Genomic DNA, 20,111 nt, shown 5'->3' on the forward strand with positions numbered 1-20,111 from the left:
CATATATTTATACACCAAAAATTTTTTTACTATGAAAAAGCTAATCAAGATTTCTGCGTTTGCAACATTGGCATTTGTTGGAGCATTGGGAATTCAGTCATTTACTTCTGCGAAGACATCTTCTTCCGAGAGAGTATTAGGAAATATCGAATTTAAAGTTATCAACGATTCTTCTTCAGAATACAAGTATTGTGTGAATGGAGGTCACAACTACATCAGTGCAGGTGCATCCAAAGGATTCAGCTACAGTGAAGGGACAGAGATTAAGCGTTTGGACGGAAGCAACTGTGGAGGGGTTTGGTTTAAAGTAACAAGCTCAATGCATGGTAAATCATTTAAACTTTCAGAATTACCGAAATAATCATTTCTTGAAATAATGAACAGAAACCCTGACATTTATCGTCGGGGTTTTTTGTTTTCATACCTTTTATTTTGGGTTTTTACGGTAAATATGGTTAATTCTCTATCTGATTTCATTGAATTCCGTTAATTTCGTGTATTGATTTTTGAATATGAAACGAATTTTGCTTTTAGGTGCCGGACTCTCTGCTTCCACACTTATTAAATACCTGCTTGATCACGCCGTTGAGAATAACTGGCAGCTGCGCGTTGTCGATCAGTCCCTGGATTTAGTGAAGCATAAGCTGGGAAATCACCCGAATGGTATAGCACTTTCGTTTAATGCATTGGACAGGAATGAGCGTTGGGAAGAATTACAACAGGCTGATCTGGTTATTTCCATGCTCCCGGCGAGATTCCATATTGAGATAGCGAAGGATTGCCTGGAATTGAAGAAACATTTGATCACTCCTTCTTATGTTTCCCCTGAAATGAAAGAACTGGATGAAGAAGTCCGAAAAGCCGGATTGATCTTTATGAATGAGATCGGAGTAGATCCGGGACTGGATCATATGAGTGCAATGCGCATTATTGATTCCATTAAAGAGCAGGGCGGTGAAATTACCGGGTTTAAATCCTATTGCGGAGGGTTAGTAGCTCCTGAAAGTGATACCAATCCCTGGAACTATAAATTTACCTGGAATCCCAGAAATGTCGTTTTGGCGGCTCAGGGAGGAATGGCTTGTTATATTGACAGACATCAGTATAAATACATTCCCTATTCACAGGTTTTTAAGCGTTTGGATAAGATCTCGGTTGATGGGTATGGGGATTTCGACGGATATGCGAACAGGGATTCGCTATCTTATCGCCAGATTTACGGTTTGGAAGATATTCCTACCATGTACCGCGGTACTTTGCGGAAACCGGATTTTTGTAAATACTGGAACGTATTTGTTCAGTTAGGTATGACAGATGACCAAGTAATTCTGCAGGATTCGGAAGACCTGACACCGCGAACTTTCGTCAATGCTTTTCTTCCTTACGATGAGACCATGCCTGTAGAGGAAAAATGGATGAATGCCTGCAAACCTTATGGTATAACAGATATTTCCAAATTTGAATGGTTGGGATTGTTTGACGGCGAAACCAGGCTGGGATTGAAAAATGCCACTGCTGCCCAGATCCTGGAGAGGATTTTGGTGAATAAATGGGTTTTAGAGCCCGGAGACAAAGACATGCTGGTAATGGTGCATCAATTTACGTATTTATTGAACGGGGAAAAGCGTTTCATCGAATCTTCCATGGTAAATCTCGGAGATGACCAGGTCCATACAGCGATGTCGAAAACGGTTGGTTATCCGGTCGGGATCTGTGCTAAACTGATCTTACAGGACCAGATTTCTGACCGCGGGGTTCTATTGCCAACGAAAGCTCAGATGTATAATCCGATCCTGGATGAATTGGAGGATTTGGGAATTGTTTTCCGGGAGTTGGAGAAAGCGGTTAGTTAATTCCTAATTCGGAGTTCCGAATTGAATTGTAAATCCTTCTTAGGAAATCAGGCTGTTTCTGGTAATTAAACGATAAGCTATTACTCCGGCTACGGTTCCGAAAAGGAGCACTTCGTCCGGGAATTTCACAAAATGTGATACCAGCAGACAGATCCCATATACCAGGGAAAGAATAATACCTTGCTTAACAGTTTCGCGAGTGAAAAAGCTAACGGGATATTTCCTGTAAAGCTGAGGAAGCAGGAATTGTTGTTTGTATGCAAGGTAACCGCTTAAGATCATTAAAGGGATCAAAATGATTCCCTGTTGGATTCCCATATCACTGTAAGTCAAAAAGGCCCATATGCGCTCAGTCCATTCGAAATGTGGGTGAATATTCGGAAGAATATAGAAAACGGCCAGAGAAGTGCTTAAAATGCATAAAAATCCGATTCCAAGGTGTTTTATGGCCAGTTGTTTTTCAGCGTTGTTCTCGCTGAATAGAATGCGTTTTTTGGCTTTCAATAAACTGAGCGACCAAAACAGGCACCAATCAATCAGGAAGAACAGGAGGATGAAACTTGCATCCCAGTTCCAATAGAAATATCCAAGGACCGGAATTAGTCCCTCGATCAGCGTTTGAAAGAGAAGGGCCTTTTTGGGCGTCATTTTGTTTTGGATAAACGCTTGATCGCATCTCCCGAAATGGTGAATTCAGGATTGTATTTAAGTGCTTTTCGGTAATACTGGATTGCCTGGTACTTTTCACCCTTTGTTTCGTAGATCAATCCCAGGTTATGCCATGCTTCTACATAACGAGGCTCTTTTTGCAGCGTTTCATTGTAGAAGTAAATGGCACTGTCTATCTCGTTTTGTTTGAATTGTTTGATCCAGCCCAATTGGAACAGGGGAGGAGTAAAAGTGGGGTCTTTTTTCAGCATTTCACGGTAAGTCTGCTGGGCTTCCGGTATTTTGTCAAATTCCTGGTATGCATAAGCCAGGTTATAATAGGCTTCGATATTGTTCGGACGGATCTGAGTCGCAGTAATGAAATATTGGATACATAAAGGATCATTTTCCTCCTGGTAAATCAGTCCCAGTTTGACATACGCAGCAAAGAAATCCGGGTCCTGATCAATCGCTGTCTGGTAAGATGATTTTGCCAGTTCACGATTGTCCAGACTCAGATAAATACTTCCTTTCAGGATATAAGCATCTCTGTAACGTTTATTGATACGAAGCGCTTCGTTGGTATAATAGAAGGCCTTTTCATTATCACCCTGCTGGGCATAGGTGGTTGCCAGTGCAACTAAAGCTGCCGGATTTTTCGGGTCTTTTTTTACCACGAACTTAAAATGTGACTGGGCAGCCATCACATCACTCGGTGTGCGATTTGCTCGGTTATTTAATGCGTTTGCATACAAGAAACGTGCTTCTATATTTCCCTGCTGCATCCGGTATGCTTTCGCTCCGTCCTGAAGTGCTTTATCATAATCATAACGATCCAGCATCAGGTTTCCGTGCTGAATAATGATTGGAACACTATCCGGATATTTTTTATATAACTGATCGATAGAAAGTTCTTTTTGAGGTTTTTTCGAGCTGTTTCCGCCACAAGAGCTTAATAAACCAAGAAAACCAATGAAAAATAGAATGCGCATACTTAAATGAATCTGGAAACAAAAATAAGGAAATGTATTTAGCTATATACAGAAACGTATGCTTCTTATGAAACGTTGGATTTTTTCGTGTTCTGTGAAAATAGATACCGCGGGAGATATTATCCTGGGTAATGTTAGCCTGGAATACAAAAATGCTCATCTTCAGCGAACTTCTATTCATCTATAAATGAATGTTTTAGTAGTGTTGTTAGTTTTAGACCACTATAACTTAATTTGAAACGATGAACAATTTATTACTAATTGTTCTTCTGACTCTTGCGACATTTTCCTTTGGTCAGGGCAATTCAGCCTATGACCAGAGGTTAATGATCCATTTTACAGAAGAGCAACTTGCGCAGATGCCGCGATCAAAACTGGAAGCCATTACCTACTACTACTGTGAAAGCTATTATTTGGATGATTCCCACGTGATCGGATTTGACATCCAATCCTTTGATGTTTCGAAGTATGAAGAATTGAGAAGAGAATCCGTGGATTTTTCATTTACCAATGATCAGGGCCTTATCATAACACTGATTGCTAAAGAAAAGTACCTGCCGAAAGCAGCACCTAAGAAATCATGAGAAGGTTTTTAACTGGTTTGATAGCAGTAACGGGTTTTACTGCTTTCGGACAATTGCCCTATACCTGGAGTTCAGGTGTCAATCCCGGCTGGACAAGTGACGGAAATGGACTGCAATGGAGAGGAGGTTGTGGTTATGTTACTACTAACTGCAATAGCAACTACTCAAACAACATGAATACTACGTATACTTCGCCGGTTATTGATGCGAGCTGTTCGAATGCTACAACGATTTCTGTAACTTTCACAGCATTTGGGAACGCCGAATACCTTTATGACTTCATGTTTATTGAGTATTCAATTAATAACGGTGCAACGTGGATCAATCCTTATGGAGTTGGAACCGGGTGGACCGGTAATTTTGGAGCTTCCCCGGGAGGAACGATTCCTGCAATTGTATTGCCGGCATCTTCCAATATGCGTTTTCGTTTTAATTTCCAGTCGGACAATTCGTTTGTTTACAATGGATACAAACTAACCGATTTCGATGTGGTATGTAATGTTGTAATGCCGGTTGAAATTTACAGTTTTACCGGAAAAAGAATTGGGAGTGAAAATCAATTGGAATGGATCACACTTTCGGAAAAGGACAATGATCATTTCGAAGTCGAATGGTCCACGAGGCCGGAAACCGAGATCTGGACTAATCTTGCTGTCGTTCAATCGAAAGGAAACAGCTCAGAAAAACAGCAATACTCATTTTTGCATTCCAATCCGTCTGTAAGTGAAAAGAATTATTACCGGATTTCGCAGGTTGATAAGGATGGAACACGAAGAACCTTTGATGAATTGGTGCTTGTGGATAATACCATGAAGGAGAACCCGGTAAAAGAGGTTGTAAATATCATGGGGCAAACAGTGGATGAAGCTACCCCGGGATTGGTCATTTACATTTATGAAGACGGTACGAAAGTGAAGAAGTTTAACTAGTCAGTAACCTGGCTGACTTGCGTAAGAAAGGCCGGTGCAGAATTTCTGTGCCGGTTTTTTGGAACACATTTGAACGTGCGGAAATGAAAAACCCCGCTCACAATGCAAACGGGGTTTTGATATCAATTGTTTGTAATTACAATCCTAAAAGTACAGCGTAAGGATCTTTTCCTCCGAAAATAATTCTTTCCGGATTTTCGATCATTTCTTTCACTTTAACAAGGAAACTTACAGATTCCTTACCATCAATGATTCTGTGGTCGTATGATAACGCCAGGTACATCATCGGGCGAATTTCAACTTTCCCGTCAATTGCTACAGGGCGCTCAATGATGTTGTGCATTCCCAGAATCGCGGATTGAGGAGGATTGATAATAGGCGTAGACATCATAGAACCAAAAACACCACCATTGGTGATTGTAAAGGTTCCGCCAGTCATGTCTTCCGGGGCGATTTTCCCGTCACGGGCTTTCACCGCCAGGCGCTTGATTTCTCTTTCGATTTCTGCCAGGCTCATTTGCTCCGCATTGCGTACAACCGGTACCATCAATCCTTTTGGAGATGAAACGGCGATACCAACATCCGCATAATTGTGGAATACGATTTCGTTTCCGTCAATCTGTGCATTTACCGCCGGGAACAAGTTCAAAGCTTCAGTTACGGCTTTCGTAAAGAAAGACATAAATCCAAGGTTTACATCGTGGAATTTTGCGAACTGATCTTTGTATTTTGCACGCAGGTCCATGATTGGTTTCATGTCCACCTCGTTGAAAGTCGTCAACATCGCTGTTTCGTTCTTCACAGAAACCAGGCGTTCTGCGATCTTACGGCGAAGCATAGACATTTTTTCGCGGTTTTGGTCACGGGTACCTCCCCATCCCTGAGCAGCATCGGCAGGAATACCTGCAGCCATTGCACTTACCACATCTTGTTTGGTGATACGTCCGTCTTTTCCGGTACCATTGATCTTAGCTCCGGAAACACCGTTCTCAGCCATAATCTTCGCAGCTGCCGGTGAAGGCGTTCCTTTCGCATAACTATCATTTACCGGTCCCGGATTCGGAGCAGGTGTACTTGTTTTTTCAGCAGCAGGAGTTGGCTGTGCTGCCGGAGCAGCTACTTTCTCTTCTGTTTTCGGAGTTTCCGCAACAGGAGCCGCAGATCCTGCAGGTCTTTCAGCTGAAGTATCGATCAGACAAACAACCTGACCAACTTTTACGACATCGCCTTCCGCGGCTTTCAAAGTAATGATACCTGATTGCTCAGCAGGTAATTCCAAGGTTGCTTTATCGGAATCTACTTCTGCGATTGCCTGGTCTTTTTCTACATAGTCACCGTCCGAAACCAGCCAGGTAGCAATTTCTACTTCAGAAATTGATTCTCCCGGACTTGGTACTTTCATTTCAAGGATTGGCATAATTGAATCGTATTTAGTTTTGTAATAATCTTATTTAGCTGCTACAGAAGCGAATTGAAATACGTCTGCAAACAATTGTTTCAAGCGGCGCTCGTGTAATTTCTTAGAACCTTCTGCCGCAGCTGCTGATGCAGGTCTGGTAATTCCTTTAAACGGAATATGTCTCAGGTTCATTGCAATGTATGTCCATGCTCCCATGTTAGCAGGTTCTTCCTGAGCCCACACGACATTTTTCGCATTGTATTTTGCAACGATCGCATCAATTTGTTTTTGCGGTAAGGGGTACAATTGTTCAATACGAACAAACGCCATATTGTCAACACCCATATCTGCAGCTTTCTCTTTTAGTTCGTAATAGAATTTCCCGGAGCAGAAAACCAACGTATCCACCTGGCCAACTTTTCCGTTCGGATCATCAATTACTTCCTGGAAAGAACCGCTTGCCATTTCTTCCAGGGTGGAAGTCGCGGCAGGTAAACGCAGGATCATCTTCGGAGAGAAAACCACCAATGGTTTACGGAACGGACGAGCTAATTGTCGGCGAAGCAAATGGAAATGGTTTGCCGGCGTAGAGGTATTTACGACCTGGATATTTTCATCGGCGCATTGCTGCAACCAGCGTTCCATGCGGCCACTTGAGTGTTCAGCTCCCTGACCTTCGTATCCGTGAGGAAGAAGCATAACCAAACCACTTTGAGTAGACCATTTGTCTTCACCCGCAGTGATGAACTGGTCGATCATAATCTGTGCACCGTTGAAGAAATCCCCGAATTGCGCTTCCCAGATCGTTAATCCTTTCGGAGTAGCTAACGAATAACCGTACTCAAAACCAAGAACTGCGTATTCGGATAACAAAGAGTTGTAAACCGTAAACGGAGCCTGCTTGTCTGAAAGCATGTTCAGGGTTTCGATCTCTTCCTCGTTGTCTTCTGTTTTTACAACTGCATGACGGTGGGAGAATGTTCCGCGCTCTACATCTTGTCCCGAAATACGAACAGGAATTCCTTCTTCCAAAAGCGTTGCATACGCAAGCATTTCTGCAGTTCCCCAATCCAGGTTGTTGTTTTCAATTGCCGCCAGACGGTCCTTGAAGATTTTCTGGATCTTGGTGAAATATTTTTTTCCTTCCGGAAGCGTTGCTAGTTTTTTTCCAAGCTCGTATAATTTGTCCTTTTGAATACCGGTTTCAGGGCTTGAATCAAAATCTGCAAGAGTACTGTGGCGGAAACCTTCCCAGGTTTTGCTTAAGAAATCCCAAACGACAGCTTTTTCATTCTTACGGGCTGTTTCGAACTCATTTTCCAAATATTCGCTGTACTCATCTTCGATTTTTTTCGCTTCCGATTCTGTTAAAATACCTTCCGCAATTAGCTGCTTTTGGTAAATCACCTTCGGGTTCGGATGTTTTTTTATAATATCGTACAAGTTCGGCTGCGTGAATTTAGGCTCATCACCTTCGTTATGTCCGTATTTACGGTAGCACAACAAATCGATGAATACATCACGGTGGAATTTCTGACGATATTCCATGGCGATCTCAATGGTCTGGATCACCGCTTCAATATCGTCTCCGTTTACGTGAAAAACGGGAGTTAATGTCGTTTTTGCTACGTCAGTACAATAAGTGGATGAACGTGCGTCGTGGAAGTTTGTTGTAAAACCGACCTGGTTGTTTACCACAATGTGGATAGTTCCGCCGGCTCTGTATCCGTCAAGCAATGCCATCTGAATTACTTCATATACGATTCCCTGTCCTGCAACTGCTGCATCACCGTGGATCATCACCGGACAAACTTTGTTTTCATCTTTGAAATGAGCATCCAGTTTTGCGCGTGCAATTCCCTGAACAACCGGGTCAACGGCTTCCAGGTGGGATGGGTTCGGAGCCAAGGTCAAACCAACTTCTTTTCCATCCTTTGTAGTTGTGGAACTGGTATATCCCTGGTGGTATTTTACGTCTCCGTCAAAAGCACCGTCAGCATCAAATTCTTTTCCTTCAAATTCGGAGAAGATGTCCTGAGGGCGTTTTTGGAAGATGTTCGTTAATGTGTTCAAACGTCCGCGGTGAGCCATTCCCATTACGAAATACTCCACTCCCAGGCTCGAACCTTTTTCAACCAAAGCATCCAATGCCGGAATTAATGATTCACCACCTTCAACGGAGAAACGTTTCTGACCTACATATTTTTTACCCAAAAAGGCTTCAAAATTGGAAGTCTGAACTAATTTTTTATAAATGTGTTTTTTACGCTCAGCATCAAAAACCGGGCGGTTTTTAACTTCGATGCTGTTTCTGAACCATTCCAAACGTTCCGGCTCACGCATAAACATGTACTCAATACCGATGGATTGACAATAACACTGCTCCAGGTCCTGGATAATATCACGCAATGTTGCTGCTCCGATGCCGATTTGCTCCCCTGCCTGGAAAACAGTGTCCAAATCAGATGCATCCAATCCGAAATTTTCGATTGCCAACGTGGGTTCGTACTTTCTGCGCTCACGAACAGGATTGGTCTTCGTAAACAAATGTCCGCGGGTTCTGTACCCGTTGATCAGGTTTATTACTTTAAATTCTTTCTGAAAATTTTCAGGAATATCACCGCCGTCTTCGAAGTTCGTGCGGGCAAAATCAAATCCTTCAAAGAATTTTTGCCAGCTAAGATCCACGCTTTCAGGGTCTTTCAAATAGGACTGATATAAATGATCTATCGCATTTACATCTGCATTTCCGACGTACGTCACTTTATCCATGTTGGTGCACTATAATGGTGGGTAAAGTTATAACTTTTAGTCCAAGCGCGAGTAGGAAATCACTATAAAAAAATGCAAAAATGGTATATATTGTTCGAAGGCTGAAAGATTGTTCGTTTATCACGGATTAAATCTCAATTCTGCCCCCGTTTTTCTTTTATTTAAACTGGATTTGGTAGAACACTTTCATCAATTCGCGGTGCAGAATAGCATTGGAAAGATAAAAGAGCCGGTTTTCATGGTCATTGGTTTGTACCAGGATCAGTTCCGGGATGTCGATTAAATAGAGCAGGTGCTGCAATTCGCTTTCGCTGAGTTTTTGAAGCACGGTCCGGATTTCCTGGTTCCATGCTGCAGGATCGGCGCTCCTGAGCTCGAATTCACCTATTCCCGAACGCTGAAAGTCTTTTTGGATTTGGGCCTGCAGTTTTTCAAGCAGTTTGCGCTGGCTCAATCGCAATTGAAGTTTCCGGACGAGTGCGTTTAAATCTTTTTCTTCCATAATCCAGTCATTGATGTGAACTTGCTACCTTTGCATCATGATTAATAACTCAAAAGAAGCAATCATTTTTGATTTGGGAGGAGTTTTGTTGAATTTGGATTACGATTTAACAGAAAAAGCCTTTATTTCTCTTGGAATGGCCAATTTTGGCGAGTCCTATTCCCAACTGCAGCAAGTAAACCTCTTTGATCGTTACGAAATCGGTGAAATTTCTTCTTTCCACTTTGTGAACCGCCTGCTGGATTTATTACCTCCCGGAACTACCGCAAACCAGGTGGTGCATGCCTGGGAAGCAATGATCCTTGACTTTCCGGCAGAAAGGCTGCGGTTTTTGGAAGAGCTTTCCGGGAAATACCGTCTTTTTCTATTGAGTAACACCAATGATCTGCACATTGATGCCGTTAGAAGATCTTTGGAAAAAACGGTTGGACATAAAAACCTGGAGCAGTATTTTGAGAAAACATACTTCTCATCTGCTGTCGGGATGCGTAAACCGGATTCCAGAATCTTTGAGTTTGTCTGTTCGGAGAATAATCTCGATCCGGCAAAGACCATTTTCATTGATGACAGTCCGCAACATATCGAAGGAGCAAAGTTAGCCGGAATAGAGGCTTTTTTGTTGGAAAAAAACCAGGATGTTTTCGAACTGCCTTTTTTTCGTTCTTAATCTAAACCAGAAGAGTTTTATCTCCTTACTTTTCCTGGCAAAGCTCCACCAATACTCCGTTGGAAGATTTCGGATGCAGAAATGCTACTAATTTGTTATCTGCTCCATTCTTCGGCTGTTCATTTAATAATTGAAATCCTTTCGACGCCAGATTATTCATGGATTGCTTGATATCTGTTACATCGAAGGCAATGTGATGGATTCCTTCGCCTTTCTTTTCGATGAATTTAGCGATGGGACTGTTTTCATTACTTGCTTCCAGCAATTCGATCTTTGATTCTCCCACCCGGAAGAAAGCGGTTTTCACACCTTCGCTTTCTACTGCTTCGGTCTTATAACATTCGGTACCAAGAAGCTCGGTGTATGTCTTGATTGCTTCGTCGAGGTTTTTGACAGCAATTCCAATGTGTTCGATTTTATTCATGGATTCGAAGATAAGAAAAGTATCAAAGTTGTCACGCGATTAATCGCGTGACAACTGATTATAAAACAAAAACCCCGACATTTATCGTCGGGGTTCAATATGATTTTCAAAGGTTTTTATCCCTTAAAGAATTTCTCTGTTTTGTTGTCGAAGTTGATGTAATAAGCTCCTTTCAATAGGTTTGAACATGGAACTGAAGAACCGATTCCTTTTTTGACGATGTTCCCGTAGGCGTCGTAGATCTCATACTTTGTTTCGATCGGTTTTCCGGAAGCTGTAAAGTTGATTTGATCTTTAACCTTGACCGGATTCTTGACAACCACTGGTACCGAAGAAGTAAACTTCACGTCTTTGGAATTTCTTTTAGCTCCTGAGTGGTCGATTTGAACCACACGAACCGTGTTTTCTCCTGAATGAGGTGCAACGAGGAATTCGTAGCTGTTTGTTCCCGGTGTGCCTTTTCCCTGAACTTCCCCGATCTTCACCCATTTGTTCCAGCGGTACTGTTCAATAATAAATGGAAGTTTTCCTTGTTCGTTAGTGGTTTTCCAGGTAAGCATTCCGTTGTTCTGAATCTGGATGTCAACGGTATTAAAAGTACTTCTTGGAAGTAATACTTCCGGATTTAAGATTTTTGGTTTGCATCCATCGTTATGTTCTATAACTATAAATACAGGTTCACCTATTTCTATATTGAAAAGAGAAAAGTCAATTTCGAATGCCGATATGGCTGTTCCACCAGGAAGGATGTCACCGTTTACTGTAACCTTTGTCGCACAAAAACCAAAACCGTCACCGTCTTCCGGATTTTGAACGTAAAGATTTTTACCCTGATAACTTCCTTCAATGGAAAGAACCGCTGAGCTTGAAAAGCTTAGCAGTAACGCAAAAGAGCAAAGTAAGATTAATTTTAATTGTTTCATTTTTATCTAGTAGCTACACTAAAAACTGTGGCAAGTATAATAGCTATTTTTTACATTACCAACATTTTACATTACGAAATTACAATTTTTTTTCTTTTCAACCACCCGAAAAGTTAATTTATCATGAAATATTGACCGTTCGTCGATTATATGGCCCAAAAACTTAATATTTGGTATATGGACATTTTGTTTTTTTAAGTTATTTTAGTAAAAGATTTTTTCTATTCTTGTATTGATAAATCCTTCATCTACTATGAAATTAGTTCCTGTAGTTTTACTTATTCTTATTCTTACATCATGCGGTTCAGATAAAAAACAATTTGAGTTTGCAGGAGGAAGTTTTAAAATGGCTTTGGATAATACGCCATCGACATTTATTGCCAGGGAAGTAAATGATGTTTACTCTTTTGAATTGCTTTCACAGGTCATGGAAGGATTGGTAAGTTTCAATGCGGAAGATCTTTCCCTGCAGCCGCAAATCGCCGAAAAATGGAGTATTAATGGAGATGGAACTGTTTTTACCTTCACCATTCGGGATGATGTATTCTTTCACGACAACCCGGTTTTCGGATCCATGGATGACAGAAAGCTGACTGTTGATGATGTCCTGTTCACTTTTGAAAAAGCCTGTAAGCCGAATGCGGAAGGAAATCCAACAGCCGCGTATTTGTTCCTGCTTTCCAACCAGGTCAAAGGAGCGAAGGAATTCTACGAGGGAAAAGCAAAATCCATCAGTGGAATAAAAGTCAAGAAGAACCAGTTCGAAATCACTTTATTGAATCCGGACCAAACATACATCAATAAATTGGCTAACCTGAGTGCGAGCATTGTTTCGAGAAAAATCGTTGAAGCGAATAAGGAAACAGATGTGGTAGGAACCGGACCGTTTTGTTTTACCAAGCCTTCTGAGGATGAAACGTATATTCTGTTAAAGAACCGGGATTATTACATGGTTGATAACAAAGGAAATGCACTTCCATACCTGGATTCGGTAGTTTTCTATGTTCAGACCAGGAAACTGGAGCAACTGGAAATGTTCGAACAGGGAAAGACTTCACTGATTTCCGGATTACCTACTTCGCGAATTACGGAAATGCTGGAAGGACGAATTTCAGATTTTAATGCACAGCCTCCATTGAAGGAGTTGTACAATAATCCTTTATTAACTACTCAGTACTATTTCTTCAATATGAATGATCCGCGTTTTAAGGATGTTCGCGTAAGACAGGCATTCAACTATGCAATTGACCGCAAACGTCTGGCAGATAATGTATTGCGAAATCAATATTACGAATATGGGATTTATGGAATTACTCCGCCAATCGGTTCTGTGTTCAAGGGATACAATTTTTCAGAAATCAAAAAGTACGGTTATGATTACAATCCTGAAATGGCTAAAAAACTATTGGCCGAAGCAGGTTACCCGGATGGGAAAGGATTTGGAAGTGTGGACCTGAGATTGGATATTAGTGATTTGAATACGGCTGTTGCGGAAGAATTGGCCGACCAGATCTACCAGACTTTGGGAATTAATGTAAACATTGACGGTTCAAATTTCGAGCAGCGAAATGAAGACGGAAACATGGGAAGGGGAGATATGTTCCGCACAGCATGGGTAGCAGACTATTCAAGTCCGGAAACGTTCCTGGGGAATTTTTACGGAAAAATCGTCCCGAAATCCAAAGACGAACCATCCAGCGGAAACCAATCCCGTTACGTGAATCCATTGTTCGATAAGTATTTTGAGCAAGGCCGTTCGGCAGATACGAAGAAAAGACTGGAATTGTTCTCCAAAGCCGAAATTGAGTTGATGAAAGATCCTCCGATCATTCCGCTTTGGTATGCCAACGATTTCACACTCAGCTATTCGCGTGTACGCAACCTGAAGAATAATCCGATGGAATTTTTGGACCTGCGCCGGGTATATATCAAAGAGTGGACGAAAGAAGAATATTTGAAGTCTATTCAATAAGTGTATATTTACGGGTTGATATAACCAAAGAATGAAAACTATCCTTACCGTATTGTTTTGTGCGTTCGTATCCGTATTGATCGCACAGCCTACCCAAACTGTTCGTGGTACTGTTTTGGACTCGGAATCGGATTTCCCGGTTTTTGGAGCACAGGTCATCATCAGTCTTTCCGATAGTTCGAAATTGAAAACAATGACCAACAATGATGGTGTTTTCGAATTCCTGAATGTTCCGGTGGGAAAATATCTTTTAGCCGTTAAATCTACGATCTATGAAAATTACTCGGCATCCGTGGAAGTCAATTCAGGGAGGCAGACTGTTTTGGAGATCAAGGTCAAAGAACGGATAAGTGAAGTAGAAGAAGTGGTTGTTGTAGCACAGAAACAGGGAGAAGTCAAAAATGAAATGGCTACTGTTTCGGCGCAACAGTTTTCGGTAGAAGAAACAGAACGGTATGCCGGATCACGTGGAGATCCCGCTCGTATGGCCAGCAATTTTGCGGGTGTCCAGGGTGCGGATGATTCCCGCAATGATATTGTGGTTCGTGGAAATTCTCCGCTTGGAGTGGTGTACAAAGTCGAAGGAATAGATATTCCGAACCCCTCCCATTTCTCCGTTTCCGGAAGTTCGGGCGGACCGGTTTCTATCATCAACAACAAAAGCTTAGCGAATTCGGATTTCTTTATGTCGGCTTTCCCGGCTGAATATGGAAACTCTATTTCGGGAATTTTCGATTTGAAATTGCGAAACGGGAACTCCAAACAACATGAGTTTACAGGTCAGTTCGGTTTCCTTGGAACGGAAGTATTGGCAGAGGGTCCGCTGAGCAAAAAAACGAATGCGAGTTACCTGATCATGGGCCGTTATTCGACATTGAGCTTGTTCCAGTTTATGGGAATCCGCATCGGGACGGATGCTGTTCCGGTTTATGGTGACGGTGCCTTTAAATTCAATTTCCCGCTTAAAAAAGGTGGACAGCTTTCGCTTTGGGGAATCGGCGGGAAAAGTGATATCAAGATCCTGGTTTCCGAACAAACAGAGTATACGAAAGAATTATACGGAGAGGGTGACCGCGATCAGTATTTCGGGACGGGAATGGCTGTTGCCGGCTTGACTTATAAGAAATCGCTTTCCGAAAGAACCTTCCTGACAACTACTTTTTCAGGAAGTATTGAAGATCAGCATTCACACCACGATTTGCTGAACCGTTCTTTGGATACGACCCATAATGGTGGTGAACCGGAAGTCAAAATTTCCGTTGACAGTATTTACCCCATCATGGGATATGATTTCAAGATCGCTAAGTATTCCGGAATGTTCAGCATCAACCACAAGATCGGGAAACAGCACATTATCAAAGTAGGATTGAATGCCGATTTCTTAACCTTCAAAATGATAGACAGTGTTTTGAATACCTTGGGAACAGGATTCATCAACCGCTGGGATTACAAAGGTCAGGGTGGTGTTTTGGTACAGCCTTTCTTCCAGTGGAAATACCGCATCACGGAAAACATGGATTTCACAGCCGGACTCCATGCGCAGTATTATTCATTCAGCAATTCTTTGAGCCCTGTTGAACCGCGTTTAGGTTGGAAATGGTCCATGAAAGGAAATCAGAAATTGTTCGCAGGTGCAGGACTTCACAGCCAAACTCAGCCATATTATATCTATACCTACCATTTAAAGGATGCCTCCGGAAATAAGATTTACCACAATAAGAATATGGGGTTCACCCGATCAATGCATTCGGCGTTGGGTTACGAGAAGAATTTCAAAAAAGGGTTCCAGTTCAAGACGGAAATCTATTACCAGTACTTGTTTGAAGTTCCGGTTACCGTTCAACCGTCTTCTTTCTCCATGATCAACCAGGGAAGCGGATTTGCCCGTTTCTTCCCGGATACTTTGAAAAATACCGGAACGGGTATGAACTATGGATTGGAGTTGACCCTGCAAAAGTTCTTCGACAAGAGTTTTTATGTGCTGACAACCGTTTCCATCTACGACAGTAAATACAAAGGAAGTGACGGTATTGAACGAAATACCAGCTACAACGGATTGTATACGGCAAACGTGTTGTTCGGGAAGGAATTCAAATTGGGGAAAAAGCACACGCTTGGTTTGGGCGGGAAAGTAACAGTAGCAGGTGGAAAACGCTATGGTTATATCAATCTTCCGGCTACAACAGCTCAAAAAGAATTGATCTTCAGTGATTCCGCTTTCAATACGCGTCAGTTCAAGGATTATTTCCGGGCAGATTTAAAGATCAGCTGGAAAATGAACGCGAAGAAAGTAACCCATGAAATCGGTTTGGATTTGGTGAATATCCTGAACACACGAAATATCCTTGGTTTGGCTTACGCGCCTGACCTGGCAGATCCGAGCAAAGAGCCGTTGGCTGAGAAGACGCAATTGGGATTCCTGCCGATTTTCTATTACCGGATCAGTTTTAAGCTGGCAAGTGGGAAAAGGATGGAATAATTCAAAATGATGAATTAAAAATTCAAAAGTTTTAGTACTTTAATGTGATATGCGCCTCTGACAATGATTAGGATGCGGTAGGCTTTTGAGATCAACATGAGAAACAGCTGGATATACGGATTACTCGTTTTTGTATTGATTTTTTCCTGCAACAGCCCCAAAAGGCAAAGGAAGATCAACGACGGAAAGCTCTTTGAGAAACTCAAAGAACAGAAAGGCTATCTGAATGCCGAAGAACTAAAGCGACTGGAGCGCGATTTCTCACTCAAATTGTTGAATAAGTACGATCTTTCCGGTTATGACGAAGCAGATACTTTAGCATCGTTTTTAAGAGTTGGTACGGATGTTTGGATAGCAAGCTGCTATTTGGAGAATGCTGTGGAAACGCATTACCCGTTTTTCCGCATGACCGAAACCAGGGAAAAAGGATTCAGAATGGTTAGTCATGGATTAATTCCGATAGCGAATGGAGAATGTGGGTATGAATTGAACAAATTGCTGATTCGGTCGGGAGACTACATTTTTCTTTCCCGAATAATTACTGAAGGCAGGAATTGTATTAATTCACCGGTGGTGTTTAGCTTGAATGGAAAAATGGTTGACAGAGGTCTTGATTTCGCTGTTGCTGTATGGAAAAGCTCTAACCGGGAAAATAATCCTGTTCGATGCGATTTTACCATAGAGTCTAAATCCCCGCAAAATATTGTGATGCACGTTCATGAAAGAGTCCGGGATACCGAAATGGATGAGGAAATCGGTTCGCGGAAGTATGATCTTCGTTTTGAGGTGAAAAACAACACGATTTATTTCAGAGATACGGTTTATAAGTAGGTACGTGATTAATCGCGTCCTACCTCATACGCAACCACCCCAAAATTCGCGAGTGGTCAATTTCCCACAATCCATCTGCTTGTTCGAGGTCGAACACATCCCTGGGATGATCCGGATTCCCGGCATTTTGTTGGATGATCTCCACTTCGTCGTCTGTGACGTTGGAAACAATCACCACATGCCCGTATTCATTCGTTAAGGTGGCATCCATGATGATCAGATCACCGACCTGTGGCTTGCTCTTACTCGGATTGGTATATTGGATCAGGCCGCGATCTTTGTTTAATGCTCCGTCTTTCAGTCCCCTGTCAAAGAAGTCAATGGCATTTCCGTAAGCATTCGGCATTTTGTGCTTGTAATACTCGTAGTAGTACCTTTTGACAAACTCTACGCATTGATACTTCAGACCGATGTTATATCCGTCGGGAGAAGTGTTCCTTCCGCTGACATTTCCCATTCCGCCGTTGTAGTATACGATTACGTGGTTGAGACTGTCGAGTCGGTCACCGATTTTATAATTATGCGGGGAATAACCTGCATTTCTTTGGTAAAGGAAAATGACCAGCGCACTCGTGGCTGCAATAGCGAGTAATAGGAAGAGGGCTTTTTTCATGTGTGAGGAAGTTGAAGTTCGATGCTCTTTTTAACGTGTTTCAGAGCCTTTTTAGTGCAGTAAGTTTGGTAGGGAATGGAGAAAACGGGTCCTAGCATCCGGGTGAGGAGATTTCCAGGTTTGGAGAAAGTTTGGATTCTGAAAAAGATCTTTCCGGCCGTTTCTTCCATTATGAAATACGAAATCCCGCATTCCACGTGCCCTTTTAGTGTTTCGTAACTAAAGCCCAAACGGTTTTCTTCCCGGATAACTTCCTTGATCCGAACTCCGAATAGTGCTTTTTGAGAAAATTTCGGGATAGGAGGAAGGTAAACCTGCTGCAAAATGGTGTCGCCGGCCTGGATGCTTCTTTGTTCGTCGCGCCATTGCGGGTATCCGGACAAAATGTTTTCAGGGAAAATCCGGTAATCGAAGAAAAATGCTAGATTCAGCTGGTTTAAATGCGAGACACCCGAGATCTTGATAGAACTGATTTTTTCAATCAGAGCGCTTCGTTCATAAGCTATAACAGGAACTTGTTTCAGTTCTTCCAAGTACTTTTTGAAACGATTTTTCTGGTTGAATAAAGCGATTTTCATGGAAAGGGATATTTTATGTAATCATTGCTTCAAATATACTATTCTGAATAATTTTTTAGTCATGAAAAATTTTTCATCACTACTCTGTAACTTTGAATCATGAAACCATTGAGAAAAGACATCAAACCGGGTATGCTGGTATTATTTGTTCAGAAGAAACACCAGGCAAGTGGTGAGCTGACGGAAGGAATTGTGAAATCAATCCTTACAAGCGCGCCTTCCCATCCACATGGGATCAAAATCATGACGGTGGATAAACTCGTTGGTCGTGTGACCGAAATCCTGGAGAGTGACGTGGATTGAACTTTTATAAAACACGTAGGCACGCGATTAATCGCGTGCCTACGTGTTTATTGATATTGAATTTATTTTACAAATCAAATTTGATTCCCTGTGCCAATGGCAATGAATCCGTGTAATTGATCGTGTTTGTCTGACGACGCATGTATACTTTCCATGCATCGGATCCTGACTCACGTCCGCCACCGGTTTCTTTTTCACCACCAAAAGCTCCGCCGATCTCAGCACCTGAAGTACCGATGTTTACGTTTGCAATTCCACAGTCAGATCCTGCTTGTGACAAGAAAGCTTCTGCTTCTTTCAGGTTGTTGGTCATAATTGCCGAAGACAATCCTTGCGGAACTCCGTTTTGAAGTGCGATTGCGTTCTCAACACCACCCGAATACTTCATTAAGTACAATACCGGTGCGAATGTTTCGTGCTGAACGATCTTGAATGTATTTTGAGCTTCTGCGATTGCAGGTTTTACATAGCATCCGCTTTCGTATCCTTCTCCTGAAAGAACACCGCCTTCAACCAATACTTTTCCACCTTCTTCAACAACTTGTACCAATGCATTCTGGTAAGCAGCTACAGCATCTTTATCGATAAGCGGCCCCACGTGGTTGTTTTGGTCCAAAGGATTCCCGATTTTCAATTGCTTGTATGCATTTACCAACGCATCTCTTACTTTATCGTAAACAGATTCGTGGATGATCAAACGGCGTGTAGAAGTACAACGTTGTCCTGCTGTTCCTACTGCACCGAATACAGCTCCCGGAACTACAATTTTCAAATCAGCACTTTCTGTAATGATTACCGCGTTGTTTCCGCCCAATTCCAATAAGTGACGTCCCAAACGTTTTCCAACTGCTTCACCAACCGCTTTACCCATACGAGTAGAACCGGTTGCGGAAACCAATGGAATGCGTGTATCGTTTGACATCAGTTTTCCCAGTTCGGCATCACCGATCAATAAACAGGAAACTCCTTCCGGAACTCCGTTTGCTTCGAAAACTTCCTGAGTCAATTTTTGACAAGCGATTGCTGTCAAAGGTGTTTTTTCGGATGGTTTCCAGATACAAACGTCACCACAAACCCAAGCCAGGGCCGTGTTCCAATTCCAAACCGCTACCGGGAAATTAAATGCAGAAATAATCCCTACAATCCCAAGCGGGTGGTACTGCTCGTACATTCTGTGTCCCGGACGCTCAGAGTGCATAGTTAGACCATATAATTGACGGGAAAGACCTACTGCGAAATCACAGATATCGATCATTTCCTGAACTTCTCCTAAACCTTCCTGTAATGATTTCCCCATTTCGTAAGAAACCAATTCACCCAGAGCTTGTTTCTTTTCACGGATTTTTTCTGCCAATTGGCGAATCACTTCTCCGCGTTTTGGAGCAGGGATCATTCTCCAGTATTTGAATGCTTCCTGGGCTTTCAAAACAACTGCTTCGTATTCTGCTTCTGTTGCAGAAGAAACCGATGCGATCACCTGTCCGTCAACCGGTGAAATTGAATCGATCTGAGCTCCACGTGTGTTAAACCAATATCCTCCTGTGGAAGCTCCGCGGTTTACCGCTTCAATTCCCAATGTTTTTAATGTTTCTTGTATTCCAAGATCTGTTGCTGTTGCTGACATTCCTTTTCGATTAGTTTG

At 42.2% G+C, this 20,111-nt stretch carries 19 protein-coding genes; 9 read left to right on the forward strand and 10 right to left on the reverse strand.

Going from position 1 to position 20,111, the window contains the following annotated elements; genetic code table 11:
* Positions 1-31: 31 nt before the first annotated feature.
* Positions 32-361, forward strand: a complete 330-nt coding sequence (locus QZT69_RS05005) for a hypothetical protein (RefSeq protein WP_294671186.1) — start codon at positions 32-34, stop codon at positions 359-361.
* Positions 362-512: 151 nt separating this feature from the next.
* Positions 513-1,853, forward strand: coding sequence for a saccharopine dehydrogenase family protein (locus QZT69_RS05010; RefSeq protein ID WP_294671189.1), 1,341 nt, complete (start codon positions 513-515; stop codon positions 1,851-1,853).
* A 39-nt stretch (positions 1,854-1,892) separates the two neighbouring features.
* On the opposite strand, the gene QZT69_RS05015 is transcribed toward QZT69_RS05010, so the two are convergent.
* Positions 1,893-2,501 carry a hypothetical protein gene (locus QZT69_RS05015; RefSeq protein WP_294671191.1) on the reverse strand — a complete coding sequence of 203 codons (609 nt, stop codon included), beginning with the start codon at positions 2,499-2,501 and terminating at the stop codon, positions 1,893-1,895.
* Entirely contained in the window at positions 2,498-3,493 is a 996-nt protein-coding gene (locus QZT69_RS05020) for a tetratricopeptide repeat protein (RefSeq protein ID WP_294671194.1), read from the reverse strand. Before QZT69_RS05020 ends, QZT69_RS05015 begins: the two co-directional genes overlap by 4 nt.
* Positions 3,494-3,735: 242 nt before the next feature.
* On the opposite strand from QZT69_RS05020, the gene QZT69_RS05025 reads away from it, so the two are divergent.
* Both QZT69_RS05025 and QZT69_RS05030 read left to right on the forward strand, forming a co-directional pair.
* On the forward strand, positions 3,736-4,077 hold the full coding sequence (locus QZT69_RS05025; protein ID WP_294671197.1) for a hypothetical protein: 342 nt from the start codon (positions 3,736-3,738) through the stop codon (positions 4,075-4,077).
* Complete coding sequence (locus tag QZT69_RS05030; protein WP_294671199.1) at positions 4,074-5,006, forward strand: hypothetical protein; 933 nt, start codon at positions 4,074-4,076, stop codon at positions 5,004-5,006. The genes QZT69_RS05025 and QZT69_RS05030 overlap by 4 nt, the downstream gene beginning before the upstream one ends.
* Positions 5,007-5,142: 136 nt before the next feature.
* Here the strand turns inward: QZT69_RS05030 and odhB are convergent, their stop codons facing one another.
* The 3 genes from odhB to QZT69_RS05045 all read right to left on the reverse strand — a co-directional run bounded on the left by odhB (position 5,143) and on the right by QZT69_RS05045 (position 9,679).
* A complete protein-coding gene (gene odhB, locus QZT69_RS05035; protein WP_294671202.1) occupies positions 5,143-6,423 on the reverse strand; it encodes a 2-oxoglutarate dehydrogenase complex dihydrolipoyllysine-residue succinyltransferase in 1,281 nt (426 codons plus the stop codon).
* A gap of 30 nt (positions 6,424-6,453) precedes the next feature.
* On the reverse strand, positions 6,454-9,177 hold the full coding sequence (locus tag QZT69_RS05040; RefSeq protein ID WP_294671204.1) for a 2-oxoglutarate dehydrogenase E1 component: 2,724 nt from the start codon (positions 9,175-9,177) through the stop codon (positions 6,454-6,456).
* Positions 9,178-9,334: 157 nt separating this feature from the next.
* Positions 9,335-9,679, reverse strand: a complete 345-nt coding sequence (locus tag QZT69_RS05045; RefSeq protein ID WP_294671207.1) for a hypothetical protein — start codon at positions 9,677-9,679, stop codon at positions 9,335-9,337.
* A 37-nt stretch (positions 9,680-9,716) separates the two neighbouring features.
* Between QZT69_RS05045 and QZT69_RS05050 the strand changes: the two genes are divergently transcribed.
* The gene (locus QZT69_RS05050) at positions 9,717-10,346 is read left to right on the forward strand and encodes an HAD family phosphatase (protein WP_294671209.1); all 630 of its coding nucleotides are present in this window, start codon (positions 9,717-9,719) and stop codon (positions 10,344-10,346) included.
* A gap of 25 nt (positions 10,347-10,371) precedes the next feature.
* On the opposite strand, the gene mce is transcribed toward QZT69_RS05050, so the two are convergent.
* Together mce and QZT69_RS05060 are read right to left on the reverse strand one after the other, a co-directional pair.
* Entirely contained in the window at positions 10,372-10,770 is a 399-nt protein-coding gene (mce, locus tag QZT69_RS05055) for a methylmalonyl-CoA epimerase (protein ID WP_294671211.1), read from the reverse strand.
* A 116-nt stretch (positions 10,771-10,886) separates the two neighbouring features.
* Entirely contained in the window at positions 10,887-11,693 is an 807-nt protein-coding gene (locus QZT69_RS05060) for a hypothetical protein (protein ID WP_294671214.1), read from the reverse strand.
* A gap of 253 nt (positions 11,694-11,946) precedes the next feature.
* On the opposite strand from QZT69_RS05060, the gene QZT69_RS05065 reads away from it, so the two are divergent.
* The 3 genes from QZT69_RS05065 (at position 11,947) to QZT69_RS05075 (ending at position 16,975) form a co-directional block, all read left to right on the forward strand.
* Positions 11,947-13,665 carry an ABC transporter substrate-binding protein gene (locus tag QZT69_RS05065; protein WP_294671217.1) on the forward strand — a complete coding sequence of 573 codons (1,719 nt, stop codon included), beginning with the start codon at positions 11,947-11,949 and terminating at the stop codon, positions 13,663-13,665.
* Between the two features lie 31 nt (positions 13,666-13,696).
* On the forward strand, positions 13,697-16,144 hold the full coding sequence (locus QZT69_RS05070; protein ID WP_294671220.1) for a TonB-dependent receptor: 2,448 nt from the start codon (positions 13,697-13,699) through the stop codon (positions 16,142-16,144).
* A 96-nt stretch (positions 16,145-16,240) separates the two neighbouring features.
* The gene (locus QZT69_RS05075; RefSeq protein ID WP_294671224.1) at positions 16,241-16,975 is read left to right on the forward strand and encodes a hypothetical protein; all 735 of its coding nucleotides are present in this window, start codon (positions 16,241-16,243) and stop codon (positions 16,973-16,975) included.
* A gap of 19 nt (positions 16,976-16,994) precedes the next feature.
* Here the strand turns inward: QZT69_RS05075 and QZT69_RS05080 are convergent, their stop codons facing one another.
* Both QZT69_RS05080 and QZT69_RS05085 read right to left on the reverse strand, forming a co-directional pair.
* Positions 16,995-17,588, reverse strand: coding sequence for a CHAP domain-containing protein (locus tag QZT69_RS05080; protein WP_294671226.1), 594 nt, complete (start codon positions 17,586-17,588; stop codon positions 16,995-16,997).
* Positions 17,585-18,166, reverse strand: coding sequence for a DUF1990 family protein (locus QZT69_RS05085; protein ID WP_294671229.1), 582 nt, complete (start codon positions 18,164-18,166; stop codon positions 17,585-17,587). Before QZT69_RS05085 ends, QZT69_RS05080 begins: the two co-directional genes overlap by 4 nt.
* A 99-nt stretch (positions 18,167-18,265) precedes the next feature.
* Here QZT69_RS05085 and QZT69_RS05090 point away from each other — a divergent pair, with 99 nt between their 5' ends.
* Positions 18,266-18,469, forward strand: a complete 204-nt coding sequence (locus tag QZT69_RS05090; RefSeq protein ID WP_294671232.1) for a YwbE family protein — start codon at positions 18,266-18,268, stop codon at positions 18,467-18,469.
* Between the two features lie 67 nt (positions 18,470-18,536).
* On the opposite strand, the gene QZT69_RS05095 is transcribed toward QZT69_RS05090, so the two are convergent.
* Positions 18,537-20,093, reverse strand: a complete 1,557-nt coding sequence (locus QZT69_RS05095; protein WP_294671234.1) for an aldehyde dehydrogenase family protein — start codon at positions 20,091-20,093, stop codon at positions 18,537-18,539.
* Between the last annotated feature and the right edge of the window lie 18 nt (positions 20,094-20,111).

The organism is uncultured Fluviicola sp. (assembly GCF_902168135.1).
In the GTDB taxonomy this organism is placed as follows: Bacteria; Bacteroidota; Bacteroidia; order Flavobacteriales_D; family Crocinitomicaceae; genus Fluviicola.

Coding starts and splice junctions, on each gene's coding strand:
- QZT69_RS05005 (WP_294671186.1), top strand. CDS start 32: ATGAAAAAGCTAATCAAGATTTCTGCGTTTGCAACATTGGCATTTGTT.
- QZT69_RS05010 (WP_294671189.1), top strand. CDS start 513: ATGAAACGAATTTTGCTTTTAGGTGCCGGACTCTCTGCTTCCACACTT.
- QZT69_RS05015 (WP_294671191.1), bottom strand. CDS start 2,501: ATGACGCCCAAAAAGGCCCTTCTCTTTCAAACGCTGATCGAGGGACTA.
- QZT69_RS05020 (WP_294671194.1), bottom strand. CDS start 3,493: ATGCGCATTCTATTTTTCATTGGTTTTCTTGGTTTATTAAGCTCTTGT.
- QZT69_RS05025 (WP_294671197.1), top strand. CDS start 3,736: ATGAACAATTTATTACTAATTGTTCTTCTGACTCTTGCGACATTTTCC.
- QZT69_RS05030 (WP_294671199.1), top strand. CDS start 4,074: ATGAGAAGGTTTTTAACTGGTTTGATAGCAGTAACGGGTTTTACTGCT.
- odhB (WP_294671202.1), bottom strand. CDS start 6,423: ATGCCAATCCTTGAAATGAAAGTACCAAGTCCGGGAGAATCAATTTCT.
- QZT69_RS05040 (WP_294671204.1), bottom strand. CDS start 9,177: ATGGATAAAGTGACGTACGTCGGAAATGCAGATGTAAATGCGATAGAT.
- QZT69_RS05045 (WP_294671207.1), bottom strand. CDS start 9,679: ATGGAAGAAAAAGATTTAAACGCACTCGTCCGGAAACTTCAATTGCGA.
- QZT69_RS05050 (WP_294671209.1), top strand. CDS start 9,717: ATGATTAATAACTCAAAAGAAGCAATCATTTTTGATTTGGGAGGAGTT.
- mce (WP_294671211.1), bottom strand. CDS start 10,770: ATGAATAAAATCGAACACATTGGAATTGCTGTCAAAAACCTCGACGAA.
- QZT69_RS05060 (WP_294671214.1), bottom strand. CDS start 11,693: ATGAAACAATTAAAATTAATCTTACTTTGCTCTTTTGCGTTACTGCTA.
- QZT69_RS05065 (WP_294671217.1), top strand. CDS start 11,947: ATGAAATTAGTTCCTGTAGTTTTACTTATTCTTATTCTTACATCATGC.
- QZT69_RS05070 (WP_294671220.1), top strand. CDS start 13,697: ATGAAAACTATCCTTACCGTATTGTTTTGTGCGTTCGTATCCGTATTG.
- QZT69_RS05075 (WP_294671224.1), top strand. CDS start 16,241: ATGAGAAACAGCTGGATATACGGATTACTCGTTTTTGTATTGATTTTT.
- QZT69_RS05080 (WP_294671226.1), bottom strand. CDS start 17,588: ATGAAAAAAGCCCTCTTCCTATTACTCGCTATTGCAGCCACGAGTGCG.
- QZT69_RS05085 (WP_294671229.1), bottom strand. CDS start 18,166: ATGAAAATCGCTTTATTCAACCAGAAAAATCGTTTCAAAAAGTACTTG.
- QZT69_RS05090 (WP_294671232.1), top strand. CDS start 18,266: ATGAAACCATTGAGAAAAGACATCAAACCGGGTATGCTGGTATTATTT.
- QZT69_RS05095 (WP_294671234.1), bottom strand. CDS start 20,093: ATGTCAGCAACAGCAACAGATCTTGGAATACAAGAAACATTAAAAACA.